Consider the following 17484-nt stretch of genomic DNA (forward strand, 5'->3'; position numbering starts at 1 on the left):
CTATTCGCTGGGTGGCTGTTCGCGCGCGCCGAAGAGTTTGCCGAGCAGCTTTTTCAAACCCGCCAGCACACCAACCACCAGCAGGATGGCAGCCTTGCCCAGCTTGGCGAAGAAGATCCCGATTTTGCCAAACAAACCCATTTTGGCCGCAGCAAACGCACCCGTGCCGGCGACGAGTGCCGTCAGGCCGTATTCGGCCACCTTGTCCCCTTTGCGGAACTCGGCGTAGCGCTGGCCTTCGACATAGGAGAAGCCTTGCATGACACGCTGAAATTCAGCCAGCAGAGGCTGGAATTCCTCAGGCCCGCACACGAGCTGCACCTGCATCGAGCCCGTGCGGCCCAGCAGCCGCGTCTCGTAGTTCACCGACTCGCCGCCTTTGCCGTCCAGGCTTTGGATCCTCACCGCCCACTCGAGTGTCTTGGTCGTGTCGTTAAACCGCGGTGGCATGGCCCAGCCCAAGATGGCGAGCTGAGGGATGCCCCGCTCCTTGCGCACTTCATTGGACTCCGCCAGCCGCTCACGGCGGAGTTTGAGCAGCTCGTCTGCATTGATGTCATTTTTCTCGTCATCCTTCACATGGCCGGAGTCATCATAGCTGAAGATGATCCATGGGCCGAACCCTTCGGTGGTGAGCATGCCGGAGGCGGAGGACTGGGGCAGATTGCCAAACAGCTCCAGCACACGGCTGGTGCCGCTGCCGTGGGTGAAGCGGTAGCCTTTCGGAATGGCGATCTTCGCGACGCCTCCCAGATCTCCCGCGCCTTCACGCACCCACCCCACCTTCTCCATGGCATCCAGCAGCTTTTTTTCTTCCTCATTGGCATTTTGATCGCCCGGTTGCTGTGCCTGGATTGAGGGTAGGACTGCCAGCAAAATCAGCAGCACGGCGCGAGGGAAGAATGAAGACTTCATGCAGGCGCAGTTTCGCAGGGGCTGAGGGAGATCGTCAAGGCGAGGTTTTTACCAGATTCGTAATTGGCAGAGGATGCCTTAGGCGGCATGTTCACCACCAGCTATCCCTTTTTTTCATCCCATGGCTGAATCCGATCTCACACCTGAATCCGCGCCACGTCGCGGGCCGGGATGCTTCACCATCCTCGCCTTGGCGTTTCTGCTGGCAGTGATCCTCGGGGCCGCCGTGGCTTGGAAGATGGTGGACGCGGGCTTCGGCATGAAGTGGCTCGCTGAGCATTTCCAAAAACAGACCATCACCGAGAGCTTTCGCGAAAACGTGAAGCGCATCGCCTCGACTCATGGCGACGTTCTGGAACTGGCCACCCTGGACACAGAGGAGACGGTCACCAAATATGACACCAAGACATGGCTCAATGACGCCATCTACCTCGGCACCACAGTCGCGGAGATTCGCGCGATGGTCGTCTATCGCTACCATTTGAAGTTGTCTGACGAATGGAAGCTGACGGTTGAAAACGGACGCTGCGTGGTGGTCGCGCCAGCCATCCGGCCCTCGCTGCCACCTGCGATTCGCACGGAAACGATGGAAAAAAAATCCGAAGCAGGCTGGCTGAGGTTCAACGCAGCGGAGAACATGGCCGAACTCGAAAAAGGGCTGACATCCATTCTCGAAAGCCGTGCCGCAGTCCCGGGCAAGATCCGGCATGTGCGCGAGGCCAGCCGTCTGTCTGTCGCCAAGTTCGTCCAGCACTGGGTGCTCAAGGAGCACAAAGAGCGCGCGCCGCAGGACATCCGCGAAATTGTGGTGATCTTCCCTGATGAACCTGCGGCAGCCAATCCCCTGGAGGCCGCGAAGCTGCCTGCCACCGCAACCTTGGAATCAAGAGCCGACTAGGTCCGGCCTCACGGCTGCTGCCCGGCAGGGGCATAGAGCAGCAGGCCAGATTCAAATTTCACAAAAGTCAGCGCGCCGGGCAGGTCGGCAGGTTTCAGGTTGTTGAGGCGGAAAAGTTTGTCCTTCCACATTCCCTCCCGGCCGGTCACTCCGACAATCAGGTTGGCGGCCGTCGCCATTTTGTTGCCGGGCACGACAAAGTCCGCCCCTCCCATGGTGGCGCAGACTCCCAGTGAAACGATCTCCTGCGCGTTCCGCTGGTGAATCACACGCTCGATGCTGCTCTTGTTGTTTCCCCCGAACCAGCCGAGCGCGATGCTGCTGAGAATGCCGATCAGGCAGATCACCGCGAGCACTTCCACCAATGAAAAACCCGCCGCCTGGTTACGGGGCTGGCTGTGCAGGCGCAGAGCAGGAAGGGAAGGGGATGACACGAGGTTTATAATTATCATAAACATCCATTCGTCGCAATCTCTCGTTTTGACGGGTGACTCTCTCTGCACTTTAGACAGAGCAGCAGCACCCATGAAACCCGATCTGACGGCACAACTTTCCCGGAAACAGCGTGAAGCCGTTGAGTCAGCCGGTTATCGCATCCTGCGCTGGGCCGCAGCCCGCAAGATCCTGCAGGCCCGCGTCAGCAAAGCCCGCATCGGGGAACCCTTGGGCAGTTTCCTGGCGCACTGGATGGCGCTTGCCCCGGGGAGTGAGGTCGGTGCAGAGCTCTGGCTTTCATTTGATTACGTGCAGGATCAGGATGGCATCACTTTGACGGCAGGCAGTGCCTCGCTGGCCAGCGCACCTCTGGAGCAGGCTCTCCTCCACTTGCCGGCTTTGCGCTCTTTTTGGAGCCAGGAATTGCGGCGGCAGCATTTTGAAGCCCTGCAAAGCCTGGTGCCCAAGGCTTGGTTTCTGGACGGTGCCGAGATCCCTCCCGGGGCGGTAATCCAGGGCCTCGAAGCGGTGTCCTGGCTGGACCCTCAATTGCGGGTAGGGCAGGGGTGGAAACTTCAGGACCCGCGAGGGCTCATCCGGCAGGACTGGCAGGCTGCTCTGGCTTCTCGGGACTGCGTTTTGTCCTTGCAGGCATCTGCAGGCACAAAACTCAACGTATTGTACGGCAGGGATGACAAAGAGCAGGTTGTTGTGCGTTCTCTTGAAGCGTCACCTTGACGTACAACCTGCTCACGTGCGACATTCTGACATCATCACAAATCATGGCTCGCGGCTCCAACGTTACACTCTGCTCCTTCTGCGGCAAAAGCCATGCAGAGGTAAAAAAGCTTATCGCGGGGCCTGGGGTCTACATCTGTGACAACTGCATCCACGTCTGCAAAAACATCCTCGACAAAGAGACGACCGTTGACTCCGAGGGCGGCCCTTCACTTCTGGTGCCACGCCCCGCAGACATCGCTGCATTGCTCGACCAGCATGTGATCGGCCAGGCACAGGCGAAAAAAGTGCTCAGCGTTGCAGTGCACAACCACTACAAGCGCATCCTCCACACACAGCAGCAGGCCACCCGTGCCGGCAGCGGAACGTCCCGCAAGGTGACGACAGCCCTGCCTGACCCGAACGATGTGGAAATTGAAAAGAGCAATGTGCTTCTCATGGGCCCCACCGGCTGTGGCAAGACGCTGCTCGCCAAGACTCTGGCGCGCATTCTCAATGTGCCCTTCAGCATCGCAGATGCCACGACTCTCACCGAAGCCGGATACGTCGGAGAAGATGTGGAAAACATCGTCCTGCGCCTCCTCCAGGCGGCGGATTACGATGTCTCACGTGCCGAGATGGGCATCGTTTACATCGACGAGATCGACAAAATCGGCCGCAAGACGGAAAACGTGAGCATCACCCGCGACGTGTCCGGAGAGGGCGTGCAGCAGGCCCTGCTCAAAATCATCGAAGGCACCGTCTGCAATGTGCCGCCTCAGGGCGGGCGCAAACACCCGCAGCAGGAGTACATCCAGGTGAACACCGAAAACATTCTGTTCATCTGCGGCGGCGCCTTTGTCGGGCTGGACAAGCTGATGGAACGCCGCCGTGGCGGCAAAACCATGGGTTTTGTCAATTCTCATGCACCCAAGCCCGAAGCCGGCAAATCCCGGATGGAAGTGGAGCCCGAGGACCTTCTGTCATTTGGCCTGATACCTGAGTTCATCGGCCGTCTGCCGGTCGTGTGCTCGCTGGAGCCGCTCACCGAGCAGGAGCTCGTCCGGGTACTCACCGAGCCCAAGAATGCGCTGATCAAGCAGTACGCCAAGCTCATGAACATGGACGGTGTGGAGCTCTCCATCACCCGCGACGCCATGCTGGCCATGTCCAGGGAGGCCGTCGCCAGAGGCACCGGCGCACGCGGGCTGCGCAGCATTTTCGAGCGCATCATGCTCGACGTCATGTATGACGTCCCCAGCCGCATGGACGTGCGCGGCGTCACCATCAACGAAGGTGTCGTCAAAGGAGAGCGTGCCGCCATGCTGCGCAAGCGGGTGGAGCGCAAGGCTGCCTAGCCGTTTGTTACAATCCCCGGGCAAAAATTCTTCTGGAGGTTTGGCGGCACTGCACGTCATATTGCGGCCATCGCATCCATGACTTCCCGCCGCCACTTCCTCCAGCTCGTCTCCACCGCCATTGCAGCCGCCGGTTCCCGCCCCCTCATCGCCGCCGACAAGGAGCCGCCGTTCAAAATCTCGCTCGCCGAGTGGTCTCTGAACAAAGGCATCTTTGGCAAAGGCAGCGCCGAGCGCCACGAGCATCTCGACTTCTGTAAAATCGCCCGCAGCCTCGGCATCGACGGCGTCGAGTACGTGAACCAGATGTTCTTCGACAAAGCCGCCGACGCCGCCTACCTCGGCGAAATGAAAAAGCGCCAGGAAGGTGAAGGCGTCCAAGGCCTGCTCATCATGTGTGATCGCGAAGGCAATCTCGGCGACCCCGATGAAGCCAAGCGCGCCAAGACCGTCGAAAATCACCTCAAGTGGCTCGACGCCGCCGCCACCCTCGGCTGCCACAGCATCCGCGTGAATGCCGCCAGCGACCCCAAGCTCAGCCCGGACGAGCAGATGAAACTCGCCGCAGACGGCCTGCATCGTCTCTGTGTCGAAGGCGACAAGCGCGGCCTCTACGTCGTCGTCGAAAATCACGGCGGCCTCTCCAGCAACGGCCTCTGGCTCACCGGAGTCATGAAAGCCGCAGACCACGCCCGCGTCGGCATCCTTCCGGACTTTGGCAATTTCTACACCGACCGCGTCAAAGGCGAGCTCTACAACCCCTACAAAGGCCTCCGTGAGTTCATGCCCTGGGTCAAGAAAGGCATGAGCGCCAAGGCTTATGACTGGGACACCGGCGCCGGCAAGTTCTACACCGAAGACCGCCGCGAAGGCCGCGAGATCACCCTCGACTTCGAGCGCCTGATCAACATCGTCGTCAAGGCCGGTTACAACGGTTACATCGGCATCGAATACGAAGGCGACAAGCACACCGAGATCGAAGGCATCAAGCGCACCAAGCAGGCGCTGGATGAGATCAAGGCGCTGCTCTGATTTTCCAACCGCCTCCTAACCTCACACACCCTCCCACATCATGCCCACCGACGACGCCTCCCCTCCTTCCCCAGCAGCGGAATCCACCCTCTGGTCCGGCCATACCTCACAGTGGGTTCATTTCTGGTACTACTTCTTCTGCATCCTCCTCGCCGCAGGCATTTCCGTGGCAGCCACCGTTTTTGGCCTCGCCACCGCCGGCGTGGGAATGCTGGGCTATCTCGCGCTCATCATCCCCTTGCTCATGTGGCTCACCCGCTGGTGGGTGACCAAATGCACCACCTATGAGCTCACCACCCAGCGCCTCCGCATCCGCGCCGGCATCCTCAACAAAAAAGTCGATGAACTCGAGCTCTTCCGCGTGCGCGACTACACCATGGAGCAGCCGTTTTTGCTGCGCCTCGTCGGGCTCGGCAATCTCACCATGATCACCACTGACGCCACCACTCCCACCGTGGCGATGCGCGCCATCCCCAATGTGGAGGCTGTCAGGGAAAAACTTCGCAATGCAGTGCAAAATGAGCGCGATCGTAAACGCGTTCGGCAGATGGACGTGGACAGCGTGGATGACGGCAGCAGCGGCCCCCTGCACTGAGGGGCCTGGGGCGGGTGGGTCAGGATCCTCCGACTTTTTCTGAGCTGATCACGCTCGTCTTGCCATCCTTCACCTCCAGGCGCAGCTTGATGCGCCCAAATTCCTTCTTGTAGCTCCAGCCGGCCTCGGCCTCCCAGGTGGTGGCGCTGGTGGGCTTGAGATTCCGGAGCTGCAGGATGAATGCGGCAAGCCGTGTGTCGGGATCCGCAATCGTGTGGTCCGGCTCGATGTCCTTGAGGTTTTGGGCGTTGATGAACTTGAGCTTCAAGTCGGCAAAACGTTTGGTGAAGGCGTCAGTCGCAGGCGTCATGCCGTCACGGTTGATCTCGCCGAGGACGATGGAGTAGCTCTTGGCCACGCCGGGATTGAGGTCGGGCAGGCTGGAGATGAGGTGGCGCACTGCGGCCTCGCCGGCATCGCACTCATAGAGGTTCAGCGGCAGGGGGGCGGTGTCTGAGGAGTCGCAGGCGGCGAGACCGAGGCAGAGGCTCAGCAGGAGGTGGCGGCGTGTCATGTGGGTGTTCATGGCATGGAATACGCAGCTTGGCAATGAGCCGCAGCGCTTCATACTGACGCCCCCATGTTTGACATCCGAGAAAAACCCAATGCCGTTGAGAATGCGTTTCTGATCGCGGCGTACTTCGACCGCAGGCAGAAGCAGGAGGCTTTAGACTTGCTGGAGGAGCTCGCGGAGCTGGTCGGGACGCTGGGCATCCAGATCATTGGGAAGGAGCTGGTGTTTGCGCGTGAGCACACGGCGCGGCACCTCATTGGCAGCGGGAAGTCGGCGGAGCTCATGAAGCAGGCGAAGGATCTGGGGGCGGACGTGATCGTATGGGACAATGAGCTCAGCCCCGGGCAGCAGCGCGCCTGGGAGAGCGAGGGGGACATCTGTGTTATTGACCGGCATGAGGTGATCCTGGACATTTTCAACATGCGTGCCAAGACGCGCGAGGCGCGGCTGCAGGTGGAGCTGGCGCGGATGGAGTATTCCATCCCACGGCTGACGCGCATGTGGGCTCACCTTGACCGTCAGGGCGGTGGTGCGGGGGGGGGCGTCGGCGGTGCGGGTGCGGCGCGCGGTGAGGGTGAGACGCAGCTGGAAGTGGACCGCCGGCTCGCGAGCAAGCGGCTGGACAAGCTGAAGGCGGACCTGGAAGAAGTGAAGAAGCAGCGCGAGACGATGCGCAAGGAGCGCAGCCGCGTGCCGGTGCCGCATGCGGCCATCGTGGGCTACACGAACGCGGGCAAGTCGTCGCTGCTGAACAAGCTGACGGCCTCTGATTCGTATGTGGAGGACAAGCTCTTTGCCACGCTGGACACCACCACGCGGCGCATGGAGCTGCCGGATGGTCAGCCGCTGCTCGTGACGGACACCGTCGGGTTCATCCGCAATCTGCCGCATGATCTGGTGCAGTCCTTCCGCGCCACGCTGGAGGAGGCCATTCAGGCGGATTTCCTCATTCATGTCATTGATGCCAGCTCGCCGCAGGCGGTGGAGTTTTACCAGACCACGTCCAAGGTGCTGGCGGAGCTGGGCGCGGGGGAGAAGAAGGTGCTGCTGGTGCTGAACAAGGTGGACCTGATCGACGATGCGCGGCTGATGGAGCTGAAGCGGGAGTTTTCCGACGCGGTGTTCATTTCCGTGAGGTCCGGCCAGGGCATGGACGACCTGCTGCACCGCCTGCATGATTTCATGATCGACCGCGTCGTGCGGCTGACGCTGAGCCTGCCGCTGGACCGCATGGATCTGGTGGCGCTGGCGCATCAGGAGGGCAAGGTGCTCAGCGAGGATTACGAGACGGGGCGGGCGGAGATCCAGTGCGTGATCCCGAAGCGCCTGGAGAGCCGGTTTGCGGCGTTTCTGCCGGTGGACCCCGAAGCGGCTGGGAAGAAGAAGGGGAAGAAGTAGAGGTGCCGGAATGGTTGGCCGCAAAGGGGCGCAAAAAAGGATGCAAAAAAGGATGCAAAAAAGGGAGGGGACTGCCGGTTGTTGAGCCGGTGCTTCCAACGCGAATGACGCTAGGTCGGCTCGGCTTCGCGGTCATTCGCGGCTGTTCGCGGCCATTCGCGTTTCAAATTCCGGCCCGCACCTCGGCCAGCCGTTCAGAATTGACTGGCTCAAAGACAGGAAAGCCGTAAAAAACCATCACCAATCTCTGTTTACATTCACTCATGTTTTCACTCGCAAATAAAACCGTCATCATCACCGGAGCCGGCTCAGGCATCGGCCAGGCCATTGCTGTTCTTTTCGCCAAACAGGGGGCGCACGTGGAAGTGCTGGACCTCAAGCAGGAGGCCGCGCAGAGCACGGTGGACCAGATCAAGGCCGCAGGCGGCAGCGGCTGCGGCCGTGCCTGCGACGTGGGGAACTATGCGGAGGTGAAAGCCCTGTTTGACGAGGTGGCAAAGACCCACGGCAAGATCGACATCCTGGTGAACAACGCCGGCATCGCGCACATCGGCAATGCGTTGAACACGGCAGAGGAGGACATGGACCGCCTGCACCGGGTGAACATTAAGGGCGTCCACGCCTGCGCCCAGGCCGCGCTGGCTCACATGACCGCGGTGAACAAGGGCGTCATCCTGAACATGTGCTCCATCGCCGCGCAGATGGGGCTGGCGGACCGGTTTGCTTATTCGATGACGAAGGGCGCCGTCCTCATGATGACGTATTCGATCGCGAAGGATTTCATCAAGCAGGGGATCCGCTGCAACTGCATCGCTCCAGCGCGGGTGCACACGCCGTTTGTGGACGGGTATCTGGCCAAAACGTATCCGGGGCAGGAAGCGGAGATGTTCCAGAAGCTGAGCGAGGCGCAGCCGATTGGGCGCATGGCGAAGCCGGAGGAGATTGCGGCGCTGGCGCTGTATCTGTGCAGCGATGAGGCGTCGTTTGTGACGGGGAGCAGCTACCCGATCGATGGTGGCGCGGTTAATCTGCGGTGAGAGTTTACGGTTGTTGACCGTTGTTGACAGTGGTTTGCCCTGAGTTCCTGTGAGGAGACTCGGGGCTTTTTGCTCGGGCGGTGGAGAAGGGGTGGTTGGGTTGGGAGTGGGGTGGGTGGTTTTAGCTTATGAAATTAGCCGAGGGTTGACCTGGTGGCATAAGGAATTGGGCTGCTCACAAATCCTTGCCATTCCGGCATGCCTCCGCTTTCATCCGCCACCCATGTCGCAGCCCGCCCTCACTCCCGCCTCCTTCATCGACCACTGGTCCCGGGCCGAGGCCAATGAGCGCGCCAATTCCCAGAGCTTTCTCATCGGCCTCACCCAGCTCCTCGGCCTCCCAGCCCCTTCGCACAACCACGCCGACGGCTACAGCTTCGAATACCCCGTTAAAGTCCCCGGCGGCACCAGCACCAATTTCCTCGACCTCTACCGCCGCGGTCACTTCGTCCTCGAGTCCAAGCAGTTCACCACCCAAAAGCTCGAACAGTCCGCCCTGGAACTCGCCGCCATCGATGCCGGCGCACTCGCCCAGCAGAAAAAATCCGGCCCCGTCCGTGGCACCGGCTCCTGGGACGACGCCATGATCCGCGCCAAAGGCCAGGCCGAGCGCTACGTCCGCTCCCTCCCCGCCGACGATCCCAATCCCCCCTTCATCCTCGTCTGCGATGTCGGCCACAGCATCGAGGTTTACGCCGACTTCACCCAGGCCGGAAAGGCCTACCTCCCTTTCCCAGATCCGCGCACCTTCCGCATCCTGCTCAAAGACCTCGAGCGCGAAGACATCCGCGAGCGCCTCCGCCTCATCTGGACCAATCCCACCGCGCTCGATCCCGCCAAAGTCAGCGCCGAGGTCACCCGCGAGATCGCAGGCTACCTCGCAGAGCTCGCCAAATCCCTGGAGCAGGAAAAGCACGACCCCGAAGTCGTCGCCCAGTTCCTCACCCGCTGCCTCTTCTGCATGTTCGCAGAGGACGTCGGCCTCCTCCCCGACCACGCCTTCACCGAGCTGCTGCATTCCGTCCCCGCAGACGGCACCGGCTTCCCCGAGCTGCTCAGCACCCTCTTCCGGGAGATGAACACCGGCACCGGAAAGAGCATCTCCGTCGTCCTGCGCAAAAAGCTCCTCAAGTTCAATGGCGGCCTCTTTGCAGACGACACCGTCCTACCCGTCAATGGCCTCCAGCTCGGCCTCCTCAAGCAGGCCGCCAAAATGAACTGGCGCAATGTCGAGCCCGCCATCTTCGGCACCTTGCTCGAGCGCGCTCTTGTGCCCTCAGAGCGCCATGCCCTCGGCGCTCACTTCACCCCACGCGCCTACGTCGAGCGCCTCGTCCTCCCCACCGTCATCGAGCCCCTGCGCGAGGAGTTTGAAAACGTCTATGCCGCCGCCGTCACCCTCGCCAGCAAGGGCGACCTCAAAAAGGCCCGGCAGGAGATGAACACCTTCCACGACAAGCTCTGCCACATCCGCGTCCTCGACCCCGCCTGCGGCAGCGGCAATTTCCTCTACGTCGCCCTCCAGCATCTCAAAATCCTCGAAGGCGAGCTCCTCGAGCGCGCCGCCCAGTTCGGCGAGGACATGAAGCTCGAACTCGAAACCCACACCATCGATCCTCACCAGTTCCTCGGCATCGAGCTCAATCCCCGCGCCGCCTCCATCGCCGAGCTCGTCCTCTGGATCGGCTACCTCCAGTGGCATTTCAAAATCCACGGCCAGCGCACCCCGCCAGAGCCGATTTTGCGCGCCTTTAAAAACATCCAGTGCCGCGATGCCGTCCTCGCCTACGACGGCGAGCCCCAGCCTGTCACTTGGATGATGGCGTTCAGTAATCGGCAACTGCCAGGCGTTGCCAGCGCAATTGCAGCGAATCCCGACACCGTCCGGCCTGGTTGCCCGGCCCCCAGCGCTATCCTCACCGTCTGGGACCGTCGCAGCTTCAAGACCGACCCCGTGACCAACCGCGACGTGCCTGATGAGTCCAAACGCGTTCCGTTGCTGGCATATGCAAACCCGCGGCCAGCCGAATGGCCGGAGGCAGATTTCATCGTGGGCAATCCGCCGTTCATAGGCACCGCTCGCATGCGCGAAGATCTAGGAGACGGCTACGCCGAAACCTTGCGCAAAACATATCCAGACGTCCCCGAGTCTGCAGACTTCGTCCTCTACTGGTGGCACAAGGCCGCGCTGCTCGTTCGGGCGGGGCAGGCACAGCGCTTTGGCCTCATCACCACCAACAGCCTCCGCCAGACCTTTGCCCGTCGAGTGGTGCAGCACCATCTCAACGCCAATCCATCGCTCTCCCTCGCATTCGCCATCCCCGATCACCCATGGGTGGACACCGCCGAAGGTGCCGCCGTTCGCATCGCCATGACCGTTGGTGTCGCAGGAGCCAGCGAAGGAGACTTGTTCGAAGTCATCGACGAGGAAGAACATGAGGACGGCTCTGCAAACGTGACGTTGCTAACGAAGCGCGGTAAAATCGCAGGAGATTTGACAGTAGGTGCCGATGTAACGGGGACGGTGAGCTTGCGCGCAAATGAACGTATCGCTTATCGTGGCATGCAACTCATTGGCTCCGGGTTCATTTTAACCCCTGATGAAGCAAAAGCGATGGGCGTGGGTAACGTTGCTGGATTGGAGAACCATATCCGCCCCTATCGTAATGGCCGTGATCTCACTGACTCTCCACGCGGGGTATTTGTGATTGATCTTTTTGGTCTCAAAGAGGCAGAGGTGCGTGAGCGCTATCCCTCTGTGTATCAGCATGTGCTCACCACCGTCAAACCTGAGCGTGACGCTAACAACCGTGACAGCTATCGGCGCAATTGGTGGATCCATGGCGAACCGCGCAGAGACCTGCGTCCCGCATTGGGTGGACTTCAGAATTACATCGCAACAGTCGAGACTGCAAAGCATCGCGTCTTTCAATTTCTCAATGCAGACACGTTGCCAGATAACAAGCTGGTGGTGATCGCTCTCGATGACACTTTTTATCTTGGTGTACTCAGCAGCCGCGTTCATGTGAACTATTCACTGGCTGCTGGTAGTTGGCTAGGAGTTGGAAACGATTCGGTCTATGCGAAGTCTCGCTGCTTCGATCCCTTCCCATTCCCCCTCTGCGCCGAAGCCGAGAAAGACCGCATCCGCAAAATCGCCGAAGAACTCGACGCCCACCGCAAGCGCGTACAGGCCACCCATCCCAGCCTGACACTGACAGGCATGTACAACGTCCTGGAAAGGCTGCGCGCGGGCAAGGAGCTGAGCGCCAAAGACAAGCTCATTCACGACCAAGGGCTCGTCTCCATCCTCCTCCAGCTCCACGACGACCTCGACGAAGCCGTCTTCGCTGCCTACGGCTGGCAGCATCTCTGGCAGGCACGCAAAGAAACCCGCCAGGGAACCATCCACGACCTCCAGACCGGAAGCATCCGCGTGCTCGATGCTAGCCTCGACATGTTTGACGCCGCAGTGGCCCGATTCGACCAGCAACTCGACGCCGAAATCCTCCAGCGCCTCGTCACCCTCAACGCCCAGCGCTCCGAAGAAGAAGCCCGCGGCATCATCCACTGGCTGCGCCCCGACTACCAGAACCCCGCCGGAAAAGCCTCAGGCATCCAGGACACCCTCGATCTACCCAAGACCAGCGGCACCAAGTCCAAAACCAAAACCTCGGCCACCCAAAAGCCCGGCGCCAAAATCCCCTGGCCCAAACCCCTCGCCGAACGCATCCGCGCCACCGAACAAGCCCTCCACGCCGCCGCCCACCCCGTCACCGCCGAAGAACTCACCACCCACTTCTCCCGCGCCAAAACCCCCGACCTCCAGGAAATCCTCGAAAGCCTCGTTACGCTGGGGAGAGCTCGGAAGGACGGGGAGCGGTTTGGCGTTTAACTTATTCTTTTATGAGTTCACCTATTGATGATCTTTTCTTTGACTTGTATGGTTCCAAACCTTCTAAAGACGGACAAGCATATGAGAGGCTTGTAGCTGCCGTTTTTAAACTTTTAGAACCCGACAAGCAGGTGGAGCATGATCGTCAGATCAGAGGTGAAGTTTCTGGCACTAAGTATCAAGTGGATGTCCTTCAAAAGGACGACGATAAAAAATTGATGGGTGAGGCAAAGGACTACACCGAAAGAAATACCAAAGTTGGTCGTGGAGATGTGCAAAAACTTGCCGGAGCACTTCCAGATTTAAAAATCCAATCAGCAGCACTCGCTTCGGCTACCGGATTCACGAAGCCAGCGGCAAAATATGCCTCAAATGCGAAGAATATAGTCGGGAGTGACATTTCACTTTGGGAAGTCAGGAAGGTTACTGAGGGGGATATGGAAGGCCGTTTGAAAACCATCACGATAAAAATGCATGTGATGTCATATGACTACAGCAAATCCAAAACTGAGCCGGTGTTTACTGATGAGGGGCGGATGCTGCTAAAGAAAATGTATGATGAAGGTATAATAGGTGCGTCAATACAGACGGTGCTTGAATCGATTTTCAATGCGGACGGCTCGGTATTAGTGACCTTAAGAGATCTTACACTAGGCGGATATGGAAGTTCTTGTGACAATATGCATCGCGGTTCGTTTGTCCTCAACGGCGGCCATATTTTAGTTCATGACAAATTGATACCAATCAAAGGTATTACATATGAAGTGCCCAGCGTCGAGGTAGGTGTTCGTGAAATGGTTATTGGCGCAGATGGGGTCGCCACACTCTTAGCTAAGAACCTCGATGGATCGGTAGACAAAGTTATCAGAGATGTGGATCTGAAACGAGTTGCATTTGATAAAGATGGCAAGGTAACGCTCGGGGCGAAGGGCTCTAACTAGGCGGATTTTATGCTTTGGACACCCCAACACCAATACCACCCGTGGCCCTTTGACAAGGAAGCGGAACTTGAAAACACCATCGCCGAGGTGAAAATGGCGCTTTTTGGTGACAGCCGCATCTACCTGGAGCTGAAGAAGCTCATCGGCGAGAAGGGCAAGACGCAGAACATTCCGGACGGCTATCTCATCGACCTCTCCAGCCCGAAGAAGCCGGTGCTCTATCTCGTGGAGGTGGAACTGGCGAAGCATGATCCACTGCGACACATTGCCCAGCAACTCCTGAACTTCTCCCTCTCCTTCAAGAGCACGCCGCAGAAAATGAAAGGCCTCCTGCGCGAGCACCTGCTCAAAAGCCCGGAAACCGTGAAACGCTGCGAGGCCTACGCGCAGCAGAATGGCTTCAGCAATCTCGACTACTTGCTGGAGCAGATGATCTACCCGGAGAACGCCTTCAACTGCCTCGTCATCATCGACGAACTGGAGGATGAACTCGAAAGCATCCTGCGCCGCTCTCTCGCCTTCCCCGTGGAGACATTAACTCTGCAACGCTTCCGTTCCTCCTCCGGCGACAGCGTTTACCAGTTTGAGCCCTTCCTCTACGACCTCAGCACCCAGAGTGCCTCCAGCGCCGCCGACAGCGGCAACACGCCCGCCATCGACCCGGCGGAGATCGACACCGTGGTTGTGGCCGCACGCGAGGACGGCTTCAAAGAAACCTTCCTCGGCGAGAATCGCTGGTATGCCATCCGCATTCACTCCAGCATGCGCGACAAAATCAAATACCTGGCCACCTATCAAGTGGCTCCCGACTCCGCCATAACTCACGTGGCCGAAGTAGCCAGCATCGAGCCGTGGAAGGACACCGGCAAATACGTGCTCAACTTCAAAGAGCCCGCCAAGAAGATCCGCCCCATACCTTTTGTACCCGGTGGCAGAGTCATGGCCCCACAGTCCCCCCGCTACACTTCATACGCCCGCCTGCAAAACGCCAGGAATCTGGACGCGGTGTTTTGAACAACTGCGGCCATGTTCAACACTATTGCCGCAGTGGTGAGAAAAACTCTTTGCGGGGCTCTTTGCAGAAACTGCTGGTCGACGCGGAGAGTGGCGCTGTGCTGGATTTGCTTTCCGGATGGCGGGTTGCCATGACTCGACGCACTGCAATGGGCTGCGATACGTCGCGCTGTTGGCGCTGTGGAGATGAAAAGGCGGCAGGGGGGCGCTGTCTGAGATGGAAACCACTGCGAGCTTTCTAAGCTCCTCCTCGTTCCCTGCCTGTCCCAACCCCAAAATGTCAGACCACACCGCTGACCAACCCAAAACAAGCGCCGTATTCGCCTCTTTGTTTGCACCAGGCACCCCAAAATTCACAAAAACGGCTCTCAAATGCTCTCCAAAATCGTCCCTCGATCCTCTTTTTTGCTGAATCCGACACATTAAAAACCATAAACGCCCTCCAATTTCATCCTCCATTTCCCTAAAGATTTCCGTTCGCACCCAAAAAATAAGCGGCAACAGGTCGCCCTGCTGCCGCTGAAATCTAAATAGGGGCTAAAGAATAGGATTTATGCTTTCCAACCATCCCTGTAAGAGGGACGTGTGATGTATTTATTGGGGGCTTCGACGTTGGTGACTTTCATGGCACTCTTGTCCCACTGGACGGTCTGCTGGGCGCGGATGGCGAGATTTCCCAGGAGGACGAATTCGGTGAGGGGGGCGGAGTAGTCGAAGTTTGAGGAGGGGAGGCCGCCATGGACGATGTGGTGAGCCCATTCGCCCTGGGGGTTGTCCGGCATGACGGAGCGGGTTTCGGTCTGCTTGATCTTGCCGGACTTCATGTCTTCGCGGACGGCCTTGTATTTATCGAGAGGGTAGATGATGGGGCTCTTGCAGTAGGCGTCGCCTTCGAAGATGACGCCGTCGGTGCCGATGAACATCATGCCACTGGTGGCTTTTTTGAAGGTTTCTTCGGGGATGTCGGGGTGGCGTTCGGGCTTGTTGGGGACGCCGTCTTTTTCGCCGTCATGCCAGGAGACGGTGAGGGCGGGGTGTTTGCCGGCGGGCATGTGGTAGATGAGCTTGGACCACATGGGGGCGTTGAGATCGGTGATGGGGCCGGATTCGGCTTCGATCTTTTCAGGGATGAGCTGGCCGAGGATGGAGAAGCTAGAATCCATGATGTGGCAGCCCATGTCGCCGAGGGCGCCGGAGCCGAACTGCCACCAGCCGCGCCAGTTGAAGGGGGCGGGGCCGGGGGAGCGCTGCTTCTTTTTGGCCATTTCGGGGTCGAGATCGAACTCGAAGTAGGGCTCGGAGGGTTCGCAGGAGAGCCAGAGGTCCCAGTCGAGATTGGCGGGGCATTCGACGAGCTTCTTCTTAATAGGACCCTGGGGCCAGATGGGGCGGTTGGTCCAGAGGCGGATTTCTTTGAGGGTGCCGATGGCACCCTGCTCGATCCATTCTTTGGCCATGCGCTGGCCGTCCATGGTGCGGCCCTGATTGCCCATCTGGGTGACGATTTTAGCGTCTTTGGCGGCGCGGTGGAGGTCTCTCACTTCTGAGATGTAGTTGCAGAGGGGTTTCTGGACGCAGACGTGCTTGCCGTGCTTGATGGCGTGCATGGCGGCGATGTAGTGGGTGTGGTCCGGGGTGGAGACGATGACGCCGTCGATCTGGTTGCTCATTTCATCGAACATCTTGCGGAAGTCCTGGTAGAGCTTGGGGGCGGGGGGAGCGGGCTGGGAGGAGTCGAGGTGGTGCTTCTCACGCTTTTTGGCGGCTTCCTCGAGGCGCTTGGTGTCGACATCGACCATGGCGACGATGTTGTGATTGAGGGTGACCATGCCGGTGTCTGCGAGGCCTTTGCCGTTGGCACCGATCTGGACGAGGTTGAGGCGCTTGGCGGAGGCGTCCTGGCCGCGGAGGAGGAGATTGGGGCCGGTGAAGGCGCTGGCTGCGAGGCCGGCGGTGGTGGTGAGGAAGTGGCGGCGGGAGTGGGTGCGGTGATTCATGGGCTGGTGTGTCTTTCTATATAAGGGATGCGGGAAACGTGTGGAGGGAGGGGATGTTGCGGGGAAAGAGGGGAGGGGATTTATGATTTACGATTTATGACTTATGATTTGGACCGCCGTGGGGTGGATGCGAGTGGCGGGCCTGGGTGGGGGGGGAGGAAAGAGGTGGTTGGAGTTGGTTGCAACTTGCATTCGGGAGTTGAATCCTGGCGTGAACCGGTGAAGACATGGCGGTCTCCGTTGTCCCCGTAGTTCAATGGATAGAACGAGGGTTTCCTAAACTCTAGATACAGGTTCGATTCCTGTCGGGGATACGAGGTGGTTAAATGATGAGGCAGATGGGGCTCGAAATGAGCTGTTAATTTACCATAACTGCTGCGCTTTCTGGATTTTGCGCAAGAGAATGTTTCTCATTTAAGGTCAATACCTTAAGATTTGAGACTGATCTTTTGTCTGTGGAACTCTAAAACTTAGATTGTTGAAAATCAGCGGTTTAAGTTTTTTGCGAAAGAATAAAAATAAATTGGCTGGTAAGGGAACATTGTGTTTTGATACAAAGAATACCTTTAGATGCCACCAACCACGGACTGCCGCCAAAATAAAGAATGTATTAGCCGCGCCTCTTGCGAAGAGGCTGCGGGCTGATGCATCGACGCATTTGTGAACGCAGACACGGGAGCACAACCTTTTCCTTATCGCTTATGAAGACATTACGCCACCACCGCCAATTCCTGGGAT

The 17484-nt window shown here is 59.0% G+C and carries 14 protein-coding genes and 1 tRNA gene; 11 read left to right on the forward strand and 4 right to left on the reverse strand.

Translation table 11 applies throughout. The features are described 5' to 3' along the window. Window positions 1-915: a DUF2167 domain-containing protein gene (locus ACFQDI_RS06465; RefSeq protein ID WP_377164636.1), complete on the reverse strand. Its 915-nt coding sequence runs from the start codon at window positions 913-915 to the stop codon at window positions 1-3. 121 nt (window positions 916-1036) lie between these two features. On the opposite strand from ACFQDI_RS06465, the gene ACFQDI_RS06470 reads away from it, so the two are divergent. After that, window positions 1037-1813 carry a hypothetical protein gene (locus tag ACFQDI_RS06470; protein ID WP_377164638.1) on the forward strand — a complete coding sequence of 259 codons (777 nt, stop codon included), beginning with the start codon at window positions 1037-1039 and terminating at the stop codon, window positions 1811-1813. An 8-nt stretch (window positions 1814-1821) separates the two neighbouring features. Here ACFQDI_RS06470 and ACFQDI_RS06475 read toward each other — a convergent pair whose 3' ends face one another. Further along, window positions 1822-2247: a type II secretion system protein gene (locus tag ACFQDI_RS06475; RefSeq protein WP_377164640.1), complete on the reverse strand. Its 426-nt coding sequence runs from the start codon at window positions 2245-2247 to the stop codon at window positions 1822-1824. 91 nt (window positions 2248-2338) lie between these two features. Here ACFQDI_RS06475 and ACFQDI_RS06480 point away from each other — a divergent pair, with 91 nt between their 5' ends. The 4 genes from ACFQDI_RS06480 (at window position 2339) to ACFQDI_RS06495 (ending at window position 5950) form a co-directional block, all read left to right on the forward strand. Continuing rightward, a complete protein-coding gene (locus ACFQDI_RS06480; protein WP_377164642.1) occupies window positions 2339-2986 on the forward strand; it encodes a hypothetical protein in 648 nt (215 codons plus the stop codon). Window positions 2987-3030: 44 nt separating this feature from the next. Beyond that, on the forward strand, window positions 3031-4323 hold the full coding sequence (gene clpX, locus ACFQDI_RS06485) for an ATP-dependent Clp protease ATP-binding subunit ClpX (RefSeq protein WP_377164644.1): 1293 nt from the start codon (window positions 3031-3033) through the stop codon (window positions 4321-4323). 78 nt (window positions 4324-4401) lie between these two features. Next, complete coding sequence (locus ACFQDI_RS06490; RefSeq protein ID WP_377164646.1) at window positions 4402-5355, forward strand: sugar phosphate isomerase/epimerase family protein; 954 nt, start codon at window positions 4402-4404, stop codon at window positions 5353-5355. A 40-nt stretch (window positions 5356-5395) separates the two neighbouring features. Continuing rightward, a complete protein-coding gene (locus ACFQDI_RS06495) occupies window positions 5396-5950 on the forward strand; it encodes a PH domain-containing protein (protein WP_377164648.1) in 555 nt (184 codons plus the stop codon). Window positions 5951-5969: 19 nt separating this feature from the next. Here the strand turns inward: ACFQDI_RS06495 and ACFQDI_RS06500 are convergent, their stop codons facing one another. Next, the gene (locus ACFQDI_RS06500; RefSeq protein ID WP_377164650.1) at window positions 5970-6464 is read right to left on the reverse strand and encodes a hypothetical protein; all 495 of its coding nucleotides are present in this window, start codon (window positions 6462-6464) and stop codon (window positions 5970-5972) included. Window positions 6465-6530: 66 nt separating this feature from the next. On the opposite strand from ACFQDI_RS06500, the gene hflX reads away from it, so the two are divergent. The 5 genes from hflX to ACFQDI_RS06525 all read left to right on the forward strand — a co-directional run bounded on the left by hflX (window position 6531) and on the right by ACFQDI_RS06525 (window position 14749). Next, entirely contained in the window at window positions 6531-7862 is a 1332-nt protein-coding gene (hflX, locus tag ACFQDI_RS06505) for a GTPase HflX (protein ID WP_377164652.1), read from the forward strand. Between the two features lie 263 nt (window positions 7863-8125). After that, window positions 8126-8899 (forward strand): SDR family NAD(P)-dependent oxidoreductase, encoded by a 774-nt coding sequence (locus ACFQDI_RS06510; protein WP_377164654.1) that lies wholly within the window; start codon window positions 8126-8128, stop codon window positions 8897-8899. 223 nt (window positions 8900-9122) lie between these two features. After that, window positions 9123-12794, forward strand: a complete 3672-nt coding sequence (locus ACFQDI_RS06515; RefSeq protein WP_377164656.1) for a class I SAM-dependent DNA methyltransferase — start codon at window positions 9123-9125, stop codon at window positions 12792-12794. Window positions 12795-12805: 11 nt separating this feature from the next. Further along, a complete protein-coding gene (locus tag ACFQDI_RS06520; protein WP_377164657.1) occupies window positions 12806-13735 on the forward strand; it encodes a restriction endonuclease in 930 nt (309 codons plus the stop codon). A 9-nt stretch (window positions 13736-13744) separates the two neighbouring features. Beyond that, on the forward strand, window positions 13745-14749 hold the full coding sequence (locus tag ACFQDI_RS06525) for a hypothetical protein (RefSeq protein ID WP_377164658.1): 1005 nt from the start codon (window positions 13745-13747) through the stop codon (window positions 14747-14749). Between the two features lie 551 nt (window positions 14750-15300). On the opposite strand, the gene ACFQDI_RS06530 is transcribed toward ACFQDI_RS06525, so the two are convergent. Beyond that, a complete protein-coding gene (locus ACFQDI_RS06530; protein WP_377164660.1) occupies window positions 15301-16746 on the reverse strand; it encodes a Gfo/Idh/MocA family protein in 1446 nt (481 codons plus the stop codon). 242 nt (window positions 16747-16988) lie between these two features. Between ACFQDI_RS06530 and ACFQDI_RS06535 the strand changes: the two genes are divergently transcribed. After that, window positions 16989-17060 (forward strand) — tRNA-Arg (locus tag ACFQDI_RS06535). Window positions 17061-17484: the final 424 nt, after the last annotated feature.

The sequence above is a fragment of the Prosthecobacter fluviatilis genome (assembly GCF_042655725.1).
Taxonomy (GTDB): domain Bacteria; phylum Verrucomicrobiota; class Verrucomicrobiia; order Verrucomicrobiales; family Verrucomicrobiaceae; genus Prosthecobacter; species Prosthecobacter fluviatilis.